The 13,699-nt window shown below is 68.9% G+C and carries 12 protein-coding genes; 3 read left to right on the top strand and 9 right to left on the bottom strand.

Features of this window, described 5'->3' with window-relative positions:
* Positions 1–2: 2 nt before the first annotated feature.
* A complete protein-coding gene (locus ABFG95_RS10880) occupies positions 3–1,601 on the bottom strand; it encodes an MDR family MFS transporter (protein WP_063582069.1) in 1,599 nt (532 codons plus the stop codon).
* Positions 1,602–1,938: 337 nt separating this feature from the next.
* Between ABFG95_RS10880 and ABFG95_RS10875 the strand changes: the two genes are divergently transcribed.
* Both ABFG95_RS10875 and ABFG95_RS10870 read left to right on the top strand, forming a co-directional pair.
* Entirely contained in the window at positions 1,939–4,437 is a 2,499-nt protein-coding gene (locus ABFG95_RS10875) for an AsmA family protein (RefSeq protein WP_049076143.1), read from the top strand.
* Positions 4,434–4,817: an MOSC N-terminal beta barrel domain-containing protein gene (locus ABFG95_RS10870; RefSeq protein WP_348995850.1), complete on the top strand. Its 384-nt coding sequence runs from the start codon at positions 4,434–4,436 to the stop codon at positions 4,815–4,817. The genes ABFG95_RS10875 and ABFG95_RS10870 overlap by 4 nt, the downstream gene beginning before the upstream one ends.
* 73 nt (positions 4,818–4,890) lie before the next feature.
* Here ABFG95_RS10870 and ABFG95_RS10865 read toward each other — a convergent pair whose 3' ends face one another.
* The 4 genes from ABFG95_RS10865 to rsmD form a co-directional block, all read right to left on the bottom strand.
* The gene (locus tag ABFG95_RS10865; protein WP_049076138.1) at positions 4,891–6,111 is read right to left on the bottom strand and encodes a benzoate/H(+) symporter BenE family transporter; all 1,221 of its coding nucleotides are present in this window, start codon (positions 6,109–6,111) and stop codon (positions 4,891–4,893) included.
* Positions 6,108–6,359: a YfhL family 4Fe-4S dicluster ferredoxin gene (locus tag ABFG95_RS10860; RefSeq protein ID WP_049076136.1), complete on the bottom strand. Its 252-nt coding sequence runs from the start codon at positions 6,357–6,359 to the stop codon at positions 6,108–6,110. Before ABFG95_RS10860 ends, ABFG95_RS10865 begins: the two co-directional genes overlap by 4 nt.
* 176 nt (positions 6,360–6,535) lie before the next feature.
* A complete protein-coding gene (coaD, locus tag ABFG95_RS10855; RefSeq protein ID WP_006385942.1) occupies positions 6,536–7,039 on the bottom strand; it encodes a pantetheine-phosphate adenylyltransferase in 504 nt (167 codons plus the stop codon).
* A 58-nt stretch (positions 7,040–7,097) separates the two neighbouring features.
* On the bottom strand, positions 7,098–7,664 hold the full coding sequence (rsmD, locus tag ABFG95_RS10850; protein WP_049076134.1) for a 16S rRNA (guanine(966)-N(2))-methyltransferase RsmD: 567 nt from the start codon (positions 7,662–7,664) through the stop codon (positions 7,098–7,100).
* Between the two features lie 388 nt (positions 7,665–8,052).
* Here rsmD and ftsY point away from each other — a divergent pair, with 388 nt between their 5' ends.
* On the top strand, positions 8,053–9,066 hold the full coding sequence (ftsY, locus tag ABFG95_RS10845) for a signal recognition particle-docking protein FtsY (protein WP_348996044.1): 1,014 nt from the start codon (positions 8,053–8,055) through the stop codon (positions 9,064–9,066).
* 133 nt (positions 9,067–9,199) lie between these two features.
* On the opposite strand, the gene ABFG95_RS10840 is transcribed toward ftsY, so the two are convergent.
* The 4 genes from ABFG95_RS10840 to phnC form a co-directional block, all read right to left on the bottom strand.
* A complete protein-coding gene (locus ABFG95_RS10840; RefSeq protein WP_063584984.1) occupies positions 9,200–10,858 on the bottom strand; it encodes a CYTH and CHAD domain-containing protein in 1,659 nt (552 codons plus the stop codon).
* Between the two features lie 349 nt (positions 10,859–11,207).
* Entirely contained in the window at positions 11,208–12,032 is an 825-nt protein-coding gene (gene phnE / locus ABFG95_RS10835) for a phosphonate ABC transporter, permease protein PhnE (protein ID WP_049076129.1), read from the bottom strand.
* The gene (gene phnE / locus ABFG95_RS10830; RefSeq protein WP_348995849.1) at positions 12,029–12,928 is read right to left on the bottom strand and encodes a phosphonate ABC transporter, permease protein PhnE; all 900 of its coding nucleotides are present in this window, start codon (positions 12,926–12,928) and stop codon (positions 12,029–12,031) included. The genes phnE (ABFG95_RS10835) and phnE (ABFG95_RS10830) overlap by 4 nt, the downstream gene beginning before the upstream one ends.
* A complete protein-coding gene (gene phnC, locus ABFG95_RS10825) occupies positions 12,928–13,698 on the bottom strand; it encodes a phosphonate ABC transporter ATP-binding protein (protein WP_049076126.1) in 771 nt (256 codons plus the stop codon). The genes phnE (ABFG95_RS10830) and phnC overlap by 1 nt, the downstream gene beginning before the upstream one ends.
* Position 13,699: the final 1 nt, after the last annotated feature.

The raw sequence follows: 13,699 nt of genomic DNA, 5'->3' as shown, positions 1-13,699 counted from the left end.
AGCTACTCTCCGACGCTGGCGGGCTCCGGCTTGGAGACGCGCGCCAATTGCACCAGGGGGACGCGCCGCACGCACCACAGCGCCAGCACCGCGACCGCCAGGGCGATGAGCTGCCCCTCGTGGATGGCGCCGACCAGCGCCACCCGCGCGATCTCGATCAGCGACGTTCCATCCTGGCCTTGATGCGCCAATTGTGCCAGGAACTGCGTCTGGGCCTGGGGGTTGACCAGCATCTGCGGGTCGTCCAGCTGCGGCAGCCAGCGCGCCGAGGCCCCGCGCAGCGTCGATTCGACGCCGCTGAAATAGCTGTGGTTGACCATGGTGCCGACCACGGCGGTGCCGAGCATGCCGCCGATCATGCGCAGCGATTGCAGCAGCGCGGTGGCGATGCCCAGGTGGCTGCGGCCCGCGGTCTGCTGCGCGAACACGGTCAGGTTGGGCATGATGAAGCCCATGCCGAGGCCGGCCATCAGCATATAGGCGGCGATCAGGCCGTGCGCGGTGTAGTTGTGGGTGGTGACGATGCCCAGACAGGACAGCGCCATCAGGATGAAGCCCGCGTACAGCATGCGGTTGGGGTTGCGGATGCGGGTGATGATGCGGCCGTTGATGATGCTGCCCACGGTGATGAAGACCACCATCGGCGTGATCAGCAGCCCGGCGTCCTGCGGCGACAGGCCGAAGCCGCCCTGCAGCAGCAGCGGTGCATAGAACAGCAGCGAATACATGGTCACGCCCACCAGCAGCGCCAGTATGAACAGCATCGCCAGGCCGCGGTTGCGGAACATGTCGAACGGCAGCAGCGGATGCGGGCAGCGCCGCTCCCACCAGTACAGCAGGCCGAAGGCGGCGGCGCTGCCGGCGCCCAGCAGCACGATGGTGGCGCTCAGGCCTTCCTTGGGCAGCAGCTCCACCAGCAGTTGCAGGCCGCCCAGCGCGGCGGCGATCAGCAGCGCGCCCTGCCAGTCCAGGCGCACCTTGCCGGTGGTGTGATTGCGCAGGTGCGGCAGGTAGCGCGCGACGAACCAGAGGCCGAGGATGCCGATGGGCAGGTTGACGTAGAACACCGAGCGCCAGCCGTAGTGCTCGGTCAGCGCGCCGCCCAGCGTCGGGCCGACCGCATTGGCGATGCCGAAGGCCGAACTGAGCATGACCTGCCAGCGCAGCCGCACGTGCGGGTCCGGAAACAGGTCGGGGATGGAGGCGAAGGCGGTGCCCACCAGCATGCCGCCGCCCACGCCCTGCAGGGCCCGCGCCAGCACCAGCGTGAACATGCTGTCGGCCGCGCCGCACAGCACCGAGGCCAGCGTGAACAGAACGATCGCCGCCACCACGAAGGGCTTGCGGCCATAGTAGTCGCCCAGCCGGCCGAAGATCGGCACGGTGATGACCGAGGTCAGCAGGTAGGACGTCGCCACCCACGCGTACAGCTCGAAGCCCTTGAGTTCGGCCACGATGGTGGGCAGCGCGGTGCCCACCACGGTCTGGTCGATGGCCACCATCATCATGACGAAGCACATGCCCAGCATGGCGAGCAGGGTCTGCCGGAAGGGAAGCACCTGGCCGGGCGAATAAGGGGTGCTGGGGGCGGGGGCGGACATTGTTGGATCGATCAATGATTGATGGATCAATCATTCTAGCCCTACAATCCCCGAGACAGAAAACCGTCAGTTTCGGGCCCGGCGCGCAGGTGGGCCCGATTTGTTACGATAGCGGTATGTGCACGCTGGTGTTGCCGGCGTCTTTCAGCAGGTCTTTCCATGGCAGTTCCTTTCCGCTTGGCGTCCCGGCTCCCGGCCTGGCGCTCGCGGCGGCACGCGATCGAAGACGGACAAATCAGGAAGCCTCGCGCCGGGCGCGACGGCATAGCGCCATTCCCGCGCCGGACGCGGGGGGTGGCATTCAAGGATTACCAGTCGAGGTACCGACGGGGCGGCAATGAAAACGTGGTTCAAGCGCATTCTGATAGGCCTGGTGGTGTTGGTTGTCGTGGCCGTCGTTGGCCTGGCCATCTTTCTGCTGACGTTCGACCCCAACGCGTACAAGTACAAGCTCGAAGAGCTGGTCCAGGAACGCTATCACCGCACCCTCACGATCGACGGCGAGATCGAGCTGTCGCTGTTCCCGCGCATCGGCCTGTCGGTGCAGGGCGTGTCGCTGTCCGAGGTCAATAGCACCGAGACCTTCGCTTCCATCCAAAGCACCCGCCTGGCGGTGGCCGTGTGGCCGCTGCTGTCCAACAGTTTCGTGGTGGACCACGTCGCCATCAGCGGCTTCAAGGCGCGCGTGGTGCGGGGCAAGGACGGCCAGTTCAACTTCAGCAATCTGGTGGGCGGCACCGCGCCCGTGGTGGCCACGCCCGCCAATCCCGCCGAGGCCCTCGCGGGGGCGGCGCAGACCGCCGCGCAGGCGCTGACCAGCGGCACGCTGCCGCCGTCGCGCAACAACATGCAGATCGACATCGCCGGCCTCGACCTGAAGGATGGCGAGGTGCTGCTGCAGGACGAGATGTCGGGCATGGCCGTGGCCGTGACCAAGATCAACGCCAACACCGGCCGCGTCACGTTCAACCAGCCGTTCGACGTGCGCCTGACGGCGCGCCTGGAAGGCGGCAACCCGCGCATCGACGCCAACCTGACCGGCCAGGCGCTGCTGACGCTGGACCCTTCCGCCAAGCGCTACGCGGCGCAGAAGCTGGACCTGCGCATGGACGGCAAGCTGCCTGGCGCCGAGGCCAAGAGCCTGGCGATGCGCGGCAACCTGGCGTTCAACGGCCAGAAGTCGGCGCTGGACGTGGCTGGCCTGGAAGTGGTGTTCCAGGGCGACGTGACCGACCCGGCCGCGCGCGCCACCAACGTGGACGCCAGCGTGGCCATGCCCAAGCTGTCGATCGACCCGCACAAGAGCCAGTTGCAGATCGAAAAGCTGGCGGTGCGCGCCAAGGGCGGCGTGGCCGACGGCCCGTTCGAATTCGCCGTGGACGCGCCGGCGCTGAACATTTCGCCGACACAGGCCACGGGCGAGGCCCTGACCGGCCGCGTGCGCATCAGCGGGCTGGATGCCAGCTTCGGCCTGAACGGCATCAGCGGCAACGCCACCGAACTCGATATCAAGGAAGCCAAGCTCGACAGCACCTCCAAGAAGGGCGAGCGCGTGGTCAAGCTGACCTTCGCCTCGCCGCTGTCGCTGAACCTGCTGCAGCGCCGCGGCGGCCTGGCGGGACTGCGCGGCGATGTCAACATCACCGATCCGGGTCTGCCCAAGGGCAGCCTGCAGATTCCCGTGATCGGCAGCCTCAACGTCGACCTGCTCAAGGACACGGCCAGCAGCAAGATCAACGCCGTGCTCGAAGGCGGCAAGTTCGACCTGACCGCCGACATCGCCAAGCTGAGCGATGCGCCGCAGGTGAATTTCGCGCTGGCCGTGGACACGCTGGATCTGGACAAGCTGGTGCCGCCGGCGGCCGCCGCCGCGCCCGCCAAACCGCCCGCCGACGGCAAGAAGGACGAGAACAAGCCGGCGCAGCCCGCTCCGGCCGCGCCGGTGGACGATACGATCAACCTGTCGGCGCTGGTCGGGCCCAGCGTGAACGGCACGCTCAAGGTCGGCAAGCTGGTGGTGCGCGGCCTGAAGGCCGATGACGTCGCCGCCGCCCTCAAGCTCGATCGCGGCAAGCTCGACATCTCCAGCCTGACCGCCGGCCTGTACGGCGGCAAGCTGGCCGGCGCACTGTCGCTGGACGCGGCGCAGGGCAACCAGCTGGCCACCAAGATGTCGCTGGCCGGCATCGCCATCGAGCCGCTGCTGATGGACCTGGCGCAGCGCGACGTGCTGAGCGGCACCGGCAGCCTGGCGCTGGACCTGAAGACCGCCGGCGCCAATTCCTACGCCATGAAGAGCGGCCTGGGCGGCACGCTGCAGGTGCGGTTGCGCGACGGCGCCGTCAAGGGCATCAACCTGACGCAGACGCTGCGCGAACTGAAGGCCGCGCTCAAGCCGGAGTCGCAGGACGAGACGGTGGCGGCCGACACCAGCAAGCAGACCGCGTTCTCGGAAATGGATGCCGACCTGGCCTTCACCAAGGGCGTGGCCAGCGTGAAGCGGCTGAACGTGGTGTCGCCGTTGCTGCGCGTGACGCAGGGCGAGCCGGCCACCATCGACTTCGTCAGGAGCGAGCTGGACCTGGTGGCGCGCGCCCGCGTGGTCAACCCGGCGGCCGATCCCGAAGGCAAGGAACTGATCGACCTGAAGGACGTGACCATCCCGGTGCACGTCAAGGGGCCGTTCGACAAGCCTTCCTACACGCTGCTGTGGAAGGACGCCGTCGCCGGCATCCTCAAGCGCAGCCTGGAAAACAAGCTGCGTGAAGCCGTGACCGGCAAGGGCAAGGGCGGCGCGGCGGTGGACAAGGCCCTGAAGGGCTTGCTGGGCAAATGAGCGCCGGCTTCCAGCCCATCGCCCAGTGCGGCGTGACGGCGCAGGCCGAGGCCGCGCCGTATCACCGCCAATGGCTGGTGGCCAACGATTCGGGCCAATGGCTCAACCGCGAGCTGTGCCCGCGGCTGGCCGACGTGGCGGTGGAACTGCGCCTTGGCTACCTGGTGCTGCGCGCGCCGGGCATGCTGCGCATGGATATTCCGCTGGACGTGATCGAGGACGACGACAGCGTGCGCTACAGCATGAAGGTCGGCGAGCAGGTCATCGACGTGGTCGACGAAGGCGAGCTGGCCGCCGCCTGGATCTCGAATTTCGTGCAGGTGCCGTGCCGCATCCTGAAGGTGCATCCGGACACGCCTGTGTCCGTCTGGCCGGACTGAGCCTGGCGCGGGAAATCCAGGGGCGCGCCGCTGCGGGACGCGCTTGTCACCGGCAACGCATGAAGCGGCTGCTTCAGGCCGCCGGCCTGCGTTTGTATTCGAACACGGTGTGGGCCAGCAGGCCCGCCACCAGGCCCCAGAAGGCCGAACCGATCCCCCAGAAACTGAAGCCCGACGCCGTCGCCAGCAGCGTGATGAGCGCGGCTTCGCGCCGCTGTGGGTTGGCCATGGCGGCGGCCATGCCGCCCATGATGGTGCCCAGCAGTGCGAGGCCCGCCAGCGCCGCCAGCAGCGCGGCCGGCAGCGCCTGGAAGAACACCGCCACCGCGCCGGCGACGATGCTCAGCGCGAAATAGCTGACGCCGTAGGTGGCCGCGGCGATGTAGCGCTTGGACGGTTCGGCGTGCGCTTCGGGGCCGGTGCAGATGGCCGCACTGATCGCGCCCAACGTGACGCTGTGGGCGCCGAACGGGGCGGCCAGCAGGCCGAGCAAGCCGGTGGCGGCGACCAGCCGCGAGGCCGGCGGACGGTAGCCGGCGGCCTGCAGGATGGCCAGGCCGGGCAGGTTCTGCGAGGCCATCGCCACCACGAACAGCGGCACGCCCAGGCTGATCGCGGCCTGCATGCTGAAGACGGGCGTGGTCCAGACGAACTCGGTCAGGTGCCAGTCGAGCTGGTCGACCCGCATCAGGCCCAGGCCGGCCGCCATGGCGACCGCCACGGCCATCACCACCAGCACCGCGTAGCGCGGCGCCCAGCGCCGGCACACCAGGTAGGCGGCGCACATGGCCAGCACCAGCGCCGGCTGCTTGCCGACATTGGTGAAGATGCCCATGCCGAAGTTGAGCAGCACGCCGGCCAGCATGGCGGCGGCGACTTCGCCGGGAATGCGGCGCAGGATGGGATCGATCCAGCCGAACAGGCCGCAGGCCAGCGTCAGCGCGGCGGCCAGCACAAAGGCGCCGATGGCTTCGGGGAACGGCACGCCAGCCAGCGCGGTGACCAGCAGGGCCGCGCCGGGCGTGGACCAGGCCATGACGATAGGCAGGCCGGTGCGCAGGCTGTAGGCCGCGCCGCCCAGGCCCAGCACCAGGCTGAGCGAACCGATCCAGGAGCCGATGCGGGCGGCGTCCAGGCCGGCGGCATGGCCGGCCTGCACCATCAGCACGGCGGTGCCGCCGAAGCTGACCAGCACGGCGACCAGGCCGGCCGCGATCGCGGAGGCGGACAGGTCGCGGCGGGCGTTGGGGCGGGTGGCGGGGGGATCGAAGACGGGTTGCGCGGTGTCGCTCATGCGGCACCGGTCAGGCGGCGGTACTTGGCCATCAGCTGTTCCTGGCCTTCATTCCATTGCGGGTGCAGCTCGATGCACTCCACCGGGCAGACCACCTTGCATTGCGGCTCGTCGTGATGGCCGACGCATTCCGTGCAGCGGTCAGGGTCGATGACGTAGTATTCCTCGCCCATGGAAATCGCGTCGTTCGGGCACTGGGGCTCGCAAACGTCGCAATTGATGCATTCTTCGGTGATGGTCAGGGCCATGATGGGGAGGCTACGGAATCCGGCAGGGATAATGCAATTGTACTGCCGGGCCCGACGGGCGCCCGGCATGCCCCTGGCGTCGACCTGCCCATCCTGGCGATCGCGGGCGCCAAAACGCAGGGAGGGCGCGCAAGGCGCCCTCCGGGAGGGTTCGGTGAGGCGGGGAGCCGGGGCGCTCAGCCCGGCCAGGATTGCTCGCGGCGTTCCTTGGCCTTTTCCTGCAGCCAGCGTTCCACCGAGGGGAACACGAACTTGCTGACGTCGCCGCCCAACTGGGCGATTTCGCGCACGATGGTGCCGGAGATGAACTGGTATTGATCCGACGGCGTCATGAATAGCGTTTCGACGTCGGGCAGCAGGTGGCGGTTCATGCCGGCCATCTGGAATTCGTATTCGAAGTCGGACACGGCGCGCAGGCCGCGCACGATGACGCGCCCGCCCTGGTCGCGCACGAAGTCCTTGAGCAGGCCGCCGAAGCTCTGCACTTCCACGTTGGGATAGTGCCCCAGCACTTCGCGCGCGATGTCCACGCGCTCGTCGATGCTGAAGAAGGGCTTCTTGTTGCGGCTGTGCGCGATGCCGACGACGACTTTGTCGAAAAGCGTGGCGGCGCGGCGGACCAGGTCTTCGTGGCCTCTGGTCAGCGGGTCGAAAGTGCCGGGGTAAACAGCGATGATCATGCGAGCTCCGTACCGTTATTAGTGGTGTACACCATCCTCCGAAGCTCGGATTATTGATCTATTTGCGCAATGCAGCAAATTCCAGCAGATGGTAGTGGACCGCGCCTGCCTTGTCCTGGCGCAGGATCTCGAAGCCGTCGGGCGGTTCGATGGGGCTTTCGGCCTCGACGTAGACCAATCCGCCCTCGGCCAGGATGCCGGGCAGGATCGGCCACAGGCGCGGCAGCCAGCCCTGGCCGAAGGGCGGATCCAACAGGATGAGGTCAAAGCGGGACGCATCCATTCTTTCGACGACCTGCATCGCATCGCCCACATGGATGCGTATCATGTCGGCTTTGAGCTTGTCGCGCAGTGTCCGCAGCGCGGACGCGGCAGTCTTGTCGCGTTCCACCATCTGCACATGCGCCACGCCGCGCGAGGCCGCTTCGAACCCCAGGGCGCCGCTGCCGGCGAACAGATCCAGCACCTGCTTGTCGGCGAATTCGCCGCCCCACAGGTGATTGAGCCAGTTGAACAGCGTTTCCCGCACCCGGTCGGGCGTCGGGCGGAGCGTCTCCACGTCGGGCACGACGATAGGGGTGCGCCGGTATTGGCCCCCGACGATACGAATATACTTGTTACCCATGTTTAGCCGCTTCTTCAAGAAAAAATCCCCTCCGCCCGCCGCGCCGGCCCAGCCCGCGCCGCCGCCGGAGCAGGTGGACGCCGGGATCGCGCCGCAAGCCGAGGCCGAGGTCCCCGCCCAGCCCGTCGAACCCGCCGTTCCGGCGCGCGAATTCGCGCCCGTCGCGACGCCCGAGGTGACCCTGCCGGTGCCCTCCGCCGAGGTGCCCGCGCCGGCGTCGGCCAGCGTGCCGCAACCGTCGCCGGCCGTGGTGCCGCAGCCGCAGGCCTCGGCGCCCGTGGTCGCGCCTGCCGCCACGCCCGCTTCCACACCTGCTGCCGCCGCACCCGCTTCCGCGCCCGTAGCCGCCGCGCCGGCCGTTGCCCCGCCGCCGGTTGCACCCGCGCCGGTGGCATCGCCGCCCGCCGGCACGCCTCCGGCGCCGGTCGCCGCTGCCCCCGCCGCCATCGCGCCGGCGCCCGCAGCGCCCGAGCCGGAAGCGGCGCCCAAGAAGGCGTCCTGGCTGTCGCGGCTCAAGCAGGGCCTGTCGCGCACCGGCCAGAGCATTGGCGGCATCTTCGTCGGCGTCAAGGTCGACGAGAACCTGTTCGAGGAACTCGAATCGGCGCTCATTATGGCCGATGCCGGCCTGGAAGCCACCGAGAAGCTGCTGACCGCGCTGCGCGCGCGGGTCAAGAAAGAGCGCATCGAGGACCCCGCCAAGGTCAAGGCCGCGCTGCGCCAGCTGCTGGCCGATCACCTGCGTCCGCTGGAGCGCGCCTTCGACCTGAAGCGCGCGCAGCCGCTGGTGGTGATGATCGCGGGCGTCAACGGCGCCGGCAAGACCACGTCCATCGGCAAACTGGCGCACACCTTCCAGCGCCAGGGCGCCAGCGTGCTGTTGGCCGCGGGCGACACCTTCCGCGCCGCCGCGCGCGAGCAACTGATCGAATGGGGCAGCCGCAACAACGTCACCGTGATCTCGCAGGATGGCGGCGACCCGGCGGCGGTGGCGTTCGACTCGGTTAATGCCGGCCGCGCGCGTGGCATGGGCGTGGTGATGGTGGACACGGCCGGCCGCCTGCCGACCCAGTTGCACCTGATGGAAGAACTGAAGAAGATCCGCCGCGTCATCGCCAAGGCCGATCCGGCCGCGCCGCACGAGGTGCTGCTGGTGGTGGACGGCAACACCGGCCAGAACGCGCTGGCGCAGATCCGCGCGTTCGACGCGGCCATCAACCTGACGGGCCTGGTCGTGACCAAGCTGGACGGCACCGCCAAGGGCGGCACGCTGGCGGCGGTGGCGGCGGGTAGCCAGGGCGTGCGGCCGATCCCGGTGTACTGGATCGGCGTGGGCGAGAGCCTGGAAGACCTGCAGCCGTTCGTGGCCGACGAATTCGCCGGAGCCTTGCTGGCCGACTGATCCGTCCCGCTGATACCGGCACGGGCCTCGCGCCCGGCGCTGAAAACACCGCGCCCCACGTCTGCTGCATCGCAGGCGTGGGGCGCGGTGTTTGCGGCGGTCGCAAACGCGGTCCGCTAGGGACCGCGCCGCCTTACTTCCAGAATGGCTTGCTGCTTGCCAGGTCGTCGAAGGCGCGTTGCGCATCCACCGCCAATTCTTCCAGGCGCGCGCTGATCCAGCCCAGCGCGAACCAGGCCTGTGGATGCGTGGCCGTACACGACTCGTAGTAGTCCTTGGCCACGGCCAGGTCGTTGATTTCGCCCAGGATGTCCTGCACCCGCGACAGCAGCTTGCGGTAGCCGCGCAGCTTGCTCGGGGGCAGCAGCGATTCGGCGAAGGCCAGGCTATAGCGCAGGCGCTTGCCGCGCTTGCGCAGCTCGTGGCGCGTGGGGATGTCGAGCGTGGCGAACTGGGTGCCCTGGTCGGCCACCTTGCTGTGCCAGCGGTGCAGGCGCCGCGCCAACTGCTTGTGCAGTTGCTGCGGATCGGGCTCGGGCGCCAGCATGGGGATGATGGTGGGCTTGACGCTGGGGCCGGCGATGCCGCCTTCCAGGCGGATGGCGGGTTCGGGCGCCGCGTCGCTGGGCATGCCGTTGGCGACGGGCAGGCCGTCGCTGGCGGGCAGCGCGGGCGGCACGTCCAGGCTCCATTCCAGCAGTTCCAGCAGCCAGGCCTGGAAGGCCTTGCCGCCGGCGATGGCGCGGGCGTCCTGTTCGGGCGGCGCGGCCTCCATCGGGATGACCGGCATGCCGGCGCGCATCAGCGCGGGCGCCACGGTTTCGTTCAGCACGTCCTGGTCGCGGTTGGCGCCGAAGGCGGCGAAGTGGGCGCGCACGCCTTGCATGATGGCCTCGGGGATCGGCCCGATCCAGCCGTCGAACAGCTTCCAGGCCGAGCGCAGGCGGCGGATGCCGACGCGCAACTGGTGCACGTGCTCGGAATTGCCGGCGCGGTACACGCCTTCGGTGTCGACTTCGGCCAGCACGGCCGCGTTGCGGGCGATCTGGTCGAGGCATTCGGCGGCGATGCGGCCCATGGCCTGCGCCGCCGTCATGTCCTCGCGCAGCTTGACGGACGCGGCGCCGCGCGGCGCCCAGAACAGCGCGATGGCCTGGGCGCGGCGGCTGTCGAGGTCGTCGCCCGGGACGGCGTCGACGTCGGCCAGGCGCTGCGCCAATTGCGCCAGCGCGTCGCCGCGCTCGGACTTGCTGCGCGGGTCCAGCACCAGGTTGTGGCGCTGCTGCCAGCCGCGCGCGACCGCGAAGATGGCGGCGGGGCGGCCCGAGACCAGTTCGAATTCAAGTTCGGAGATCGGCAGTTCCAGCGCGCCGGCGCGCAGGATGCCGGTGTCGTAGGCCAGTTCGACGGTGCCGTAGCGCGTGCGCACCTTGCGCAGCATGCGCTGCACGTCGGTTTCATAGCGCAGGCCGAGTTCGCCCTTGATGGCGGCCAGCGCGGCCTCGACCTCGGTGCCGGCGTAGACCGACAGGTCGAGCACGGGGCCCGGGCGCGGGTGGTTCAGTTCGATGCGGGTGATGGCGTTGATGCCGGGCATCTTCAGCGTCTGCACCCAGTCGCGGCCTTCCTGGCGCAGGCGGATGGCGATGCGCGCGCGGGCCAGTTCACGCTCGGGCGTGTCGAAATACATCGCATGCAGGCGGATGCGCGTCGCCTCGCGTTGCTTGATCTCTCGCAGCACGGCCTGGCGCGAAGCCGTGGGCACGTGCAGTTTCAGTTCCTGTTCCGACATGGCGGCGGGTGTCCAACGGCAAAAGCCGAGATCTTAATCAAACGGGGCGGGCGGTTTGATGACCGGTCATATTTATTTCACAAACGCTCACACGGAGCATAGACGCGGTTGCGGTGCATCAACAATCATCCTCGCGTCAGGCGCCGCACATTTTCCGCTTTGATTGCGTCCGCTCAATGACCCGGGCAGGCAGAGACGCGACCGGGGCGGGCTTTCAAATTGTAAATTCCCGGGTGGGGCGTGCCTCGGCGGGCCGGACGCGCGCGAGGCGGCAGGCTGCCCCGCGCGAGACGGCCAAAAAAAACCGCCCGTTGCCGGGCGGCGCAAAGGAACGTCGGTTGCGGGCGCGTCAGAGGATGCGCTTGCGCGCCTGGGTGATGAGGATCTCGGCCAGCACCACCACCACGAAGATGGCGGCCAGCACCAGCGCGACGCGGTCCCACTGGAACAGGTTGAGGGCGGTGTCCAGCGCCATGCCGATGCCGCCGGCGCCCACCAGGCCGAGCACGGCCGATTCGCGCACGTTGATGTCCCAGCGCAGCAGCACGATGGACCAGAACGCCGGGCGGATCTGCGGCCAGTAGGCGTACCAGATCACCGAGGCCTTGCTGGCGCCGGTGGCGGTGACGGCCTCGATCGGGCCACGCTGCGCTTCCTCGATCGCTTCGCCCACCAGCTTGCCGACGAAGCCGATGGAACGGAACGCGATGGCCAGCGTGCCGGCCAGCGCGCCGGGGCCGAAGATGGCGATGAACAGCAGCGCCCAGACCAGCGAGTTGACCGAGCGGCTCGACACCAGGACCAGGCGCGCGAGCATGTTGATGGTCTTGCTGGGCGTGAGGTTGTTGGCCGCCAAGAGGCCCACGGGCACCGCCATGACGACCGACAGGATGGTGCCGAGCGTGGCGATGTGCAGGGTCTCGATCAGCGCGTCGTGCACGCCGCCGCGATAGTGGGCCCAGTCCACCGGCCACATGCGCTGGAACAGGTCGGCCATCTGTTCCGGCGCGTCGTACAGGAACTCCGGGATGATCTCGACGCCGCGGATGGCCTGCACGATGGCGGCCACCAGCAGCAGGTAGAGGGCGAAGCGCAGCAGCCGCTGGCCCAGGCTGTAGCGGTGCCAGACGCGCGGCGCGTTGGCGGCGGGCAGGGTGGGGGCGTGTGTGTTCATTGATCCGCCTCCGCCTTGCGCGCGGCCTGGTAGGCTGCCTTCGAGGCGCTCGAACCGATGCCGCGCGCGCCGGCGAAGCGGCCCCGCAGGATGCGGTCGAAGCCCAGGTTGTCCAGGAACACGGCGCGCACGAAGCCCGCCAGGATCTCGCCCAGCATGATGATGGCGATGAGCGTCAGCAGGATGGCGCTGACGAAGTCGTAGTCAAAGCGCTGGAAGGCCGAGAACAGCGTGCCGCCCACGCCGCCGGCGCCGACGATGCCGACCATGGTGGAGTTGCGCAGGTTCGAGTCGAACTGGTAGGTGGCAAAGCCGATGAAGCGCGCGAACACCTGTGGCAGCACGCCGAAGGCGAGCACGTTGGCGAACGAGGCGCCGGTGGCGCGCACCGCTTCGACCTGCTTGAGCGAGATTTCCTCGATGGCCTCGGTGAACAGCTTGCCGATGAAGCCGATCGAGGCCACCGTCAGCGCCAGGATGCCGGCCAGCGCGCCAAAGCCCACGGCCTTGACGAACAGGATGGCGACGATCACCGGATGCAGCGCGCGGCACAGCGCCACGATCGAGCGCGCCGGCCACGAGACCCAGGCCGGCATCAGGTTGCGCGCGCCCAGCAGGCCCACGGGCAGCGCGAACAGGATGCCCAGCACTGAGGCCAGCACGGCGATCTCCAGGCTTTCGGCGATGCCCTTCCACAGCGTGGCGGGCTTCTCGAAATTGGGCGGGAACATGCGCGCCAGGAAGGTCGAGGCGTGGCCCATGCCGCTTTCGAAGCGGGCCCAGCTGAAGTCCAGCTGCGCGGCCGCGTAGATGGTGTACAGCACCAGTAGCAGCACGCCGGCCTTGGCGCGGCCGGACAGCGCGAAGGGACGCGGGTGGGACGAACGCGGAGTCATTACGCCAGCCAAGACTCGCCTCCGTAGATGGTCTTGAGCATGGCGGCGTCCAGGCCTTGGCCGTTGCCGTCATAGACCACGTGGCCGCCGGACATGCCAACGATGCGGCCGGCGTAGCGCCGCGCCAGTTCGACGTCATGGATGTTGACGATCACGGGGATGCCGCTGGCGTCGCCCTGCGCCGCCAGCAGCTCCATGATTTCGACCGAGGTCTTGGGGTCGAGCGACGAGGTCGGCTCATCGGCCAGCAGCAACTGCGGGCGCTGCATCAGGGCGCGGGCGATGCCCACGCGCTGGCGCTGGCCGCCCGACAGGGCGTCGGCGCGCTGGTCGGCAAAGCCCGCCAGGCCCACGGTATCGAGCAGTTGGTAGGCGTGCTCGATGTCCTCGGCCTCGAAGCGGCGGGTCCAGGCCTTGAAGGCGCCGGTGTAGCCCAGCCGTCCGGTCAGCAGGTTTTCCATCACGGTCAGGCGTTCGACCAGGTTGTATTCCTGGAACACCATGCCGATGCGCCGGCGCGCGCGCCGCAGCGACGCGCCACGCACCCGGGCCAGGTCGACCGCGCCATCGCCGGACTCCAGCACGATCTCGCCGCGGGTCGGTTCGATCAGCCGGTTGATGCAGCGCAGGAGCGTGCTCTTGCCCGTGCCGGAGGGGCCGATGATGGCGGTCAGGCCGCGTCCCGCGATCTGCAGGTCGATGCCGTTCAGTACCGGCCGGCCGGCCCGGTATTCCTTGACCAGGCCGGAAATGCGTAGCGACGTCGTCATG

Origin of the sequence: Achromobacter sp. HNDS-1 (assembly GCF_040084795.1) — a bacterium.
GTDB classification, from domain to species: domain Bacteria; phylum Pseudomonadota; class Gammaproteobacteria; order Burkholderiales; family Burkholderiaceae_B; genus Achromobacter; species Achromobacter ruhlandii.
This window is presented reverse-complemented; position numbering and strand designations above follow the sequence as displayed.

What these genes read in the sequence shown, in the direction of transcription:
- ABFG95_RS10860 (WP_049076136.1), bottom strand. Translation starts at nt 6,359, where the DNA reads ATGGCCCTGACCATCACCGAAGAATGCATCAATTGCGACGTTTGCGAG.
- ABFG95_RS10840 (WP_063584984.1), bottom strand. Translation starts at nt 10,858, where the DNA reads ATGTCGGAACAGGAACTGAAACTGCACGTGCCCACGGCTTCGCGCCAG.
- phnE (WP_348995849.1), bottom strand. Translation starts at nt 12,928, where the DNA reads ATGACTCCGCGTTCGTCCCACCCGCGTCCCTTCGCGCTGTCCGGCCGC.
- ABFG95_RS10880 (WP_063582069.1), bottom strand. Translation starts at nt 1,601, where the DNA reads ATGTCCGCCCCCGCCCCCAGCACCCCTTATTCGCCCGGCCAGGTGCTT.
- coaD (WP_006385942.1), bottom strand. Translation starts at nt 7,039, where the DNA reads ATGATCATCGCTGTTTACCCCGGCACTTTCGACCCGCTGACCAGAGGC.
- phnE (WP_049076129.1), bottom strand. Translation starts at nt 12,032, where the DNA reads ATGAACACACACGCCCCCACCCTGCCCGCCGCCAACGCGCCGCGCGTC.
- phnC (WP_049076126.1), bottom strand. Translation starts at nt 13,698, where the DNA reads ATGACGACGTCGCTACGCATTTCCGGCCTGGTCAAGGAATACCGGGCC.
- ABFG95_RS10865 (WP_049076138.1), bottom strand. Translation starts at nt 6,111, where the DNA reads ATGAGCGACACCGCGCAACCCGTCTTCGATCCCCCCGCCACCCGCCCC.
- rsmD (WP_049076134.1), bottom strand. Translation starts at nt 7,664, where the DNA reads ATGGGTAACAAGTATATTCGTATCGTCGGGGGCCAATACCGGCGCACC.
- ABFG95_RS10875 (WP_049076143.1), top strand. Translation starts at nt 1,939, where the DNA reads ATGAAAACGTGGTTCAAGCGCATTCTGATAGGCCTGGTGGTGTTGGTT.
- ABFG95_RS10870 (WP_348995850.1), top strand. Translation starts at nt 4,434, where the DNA reads ATGAGCGCCGGCTTCCAGCCCATCGCCCAGTGCGGCGTGACGGCGCAG.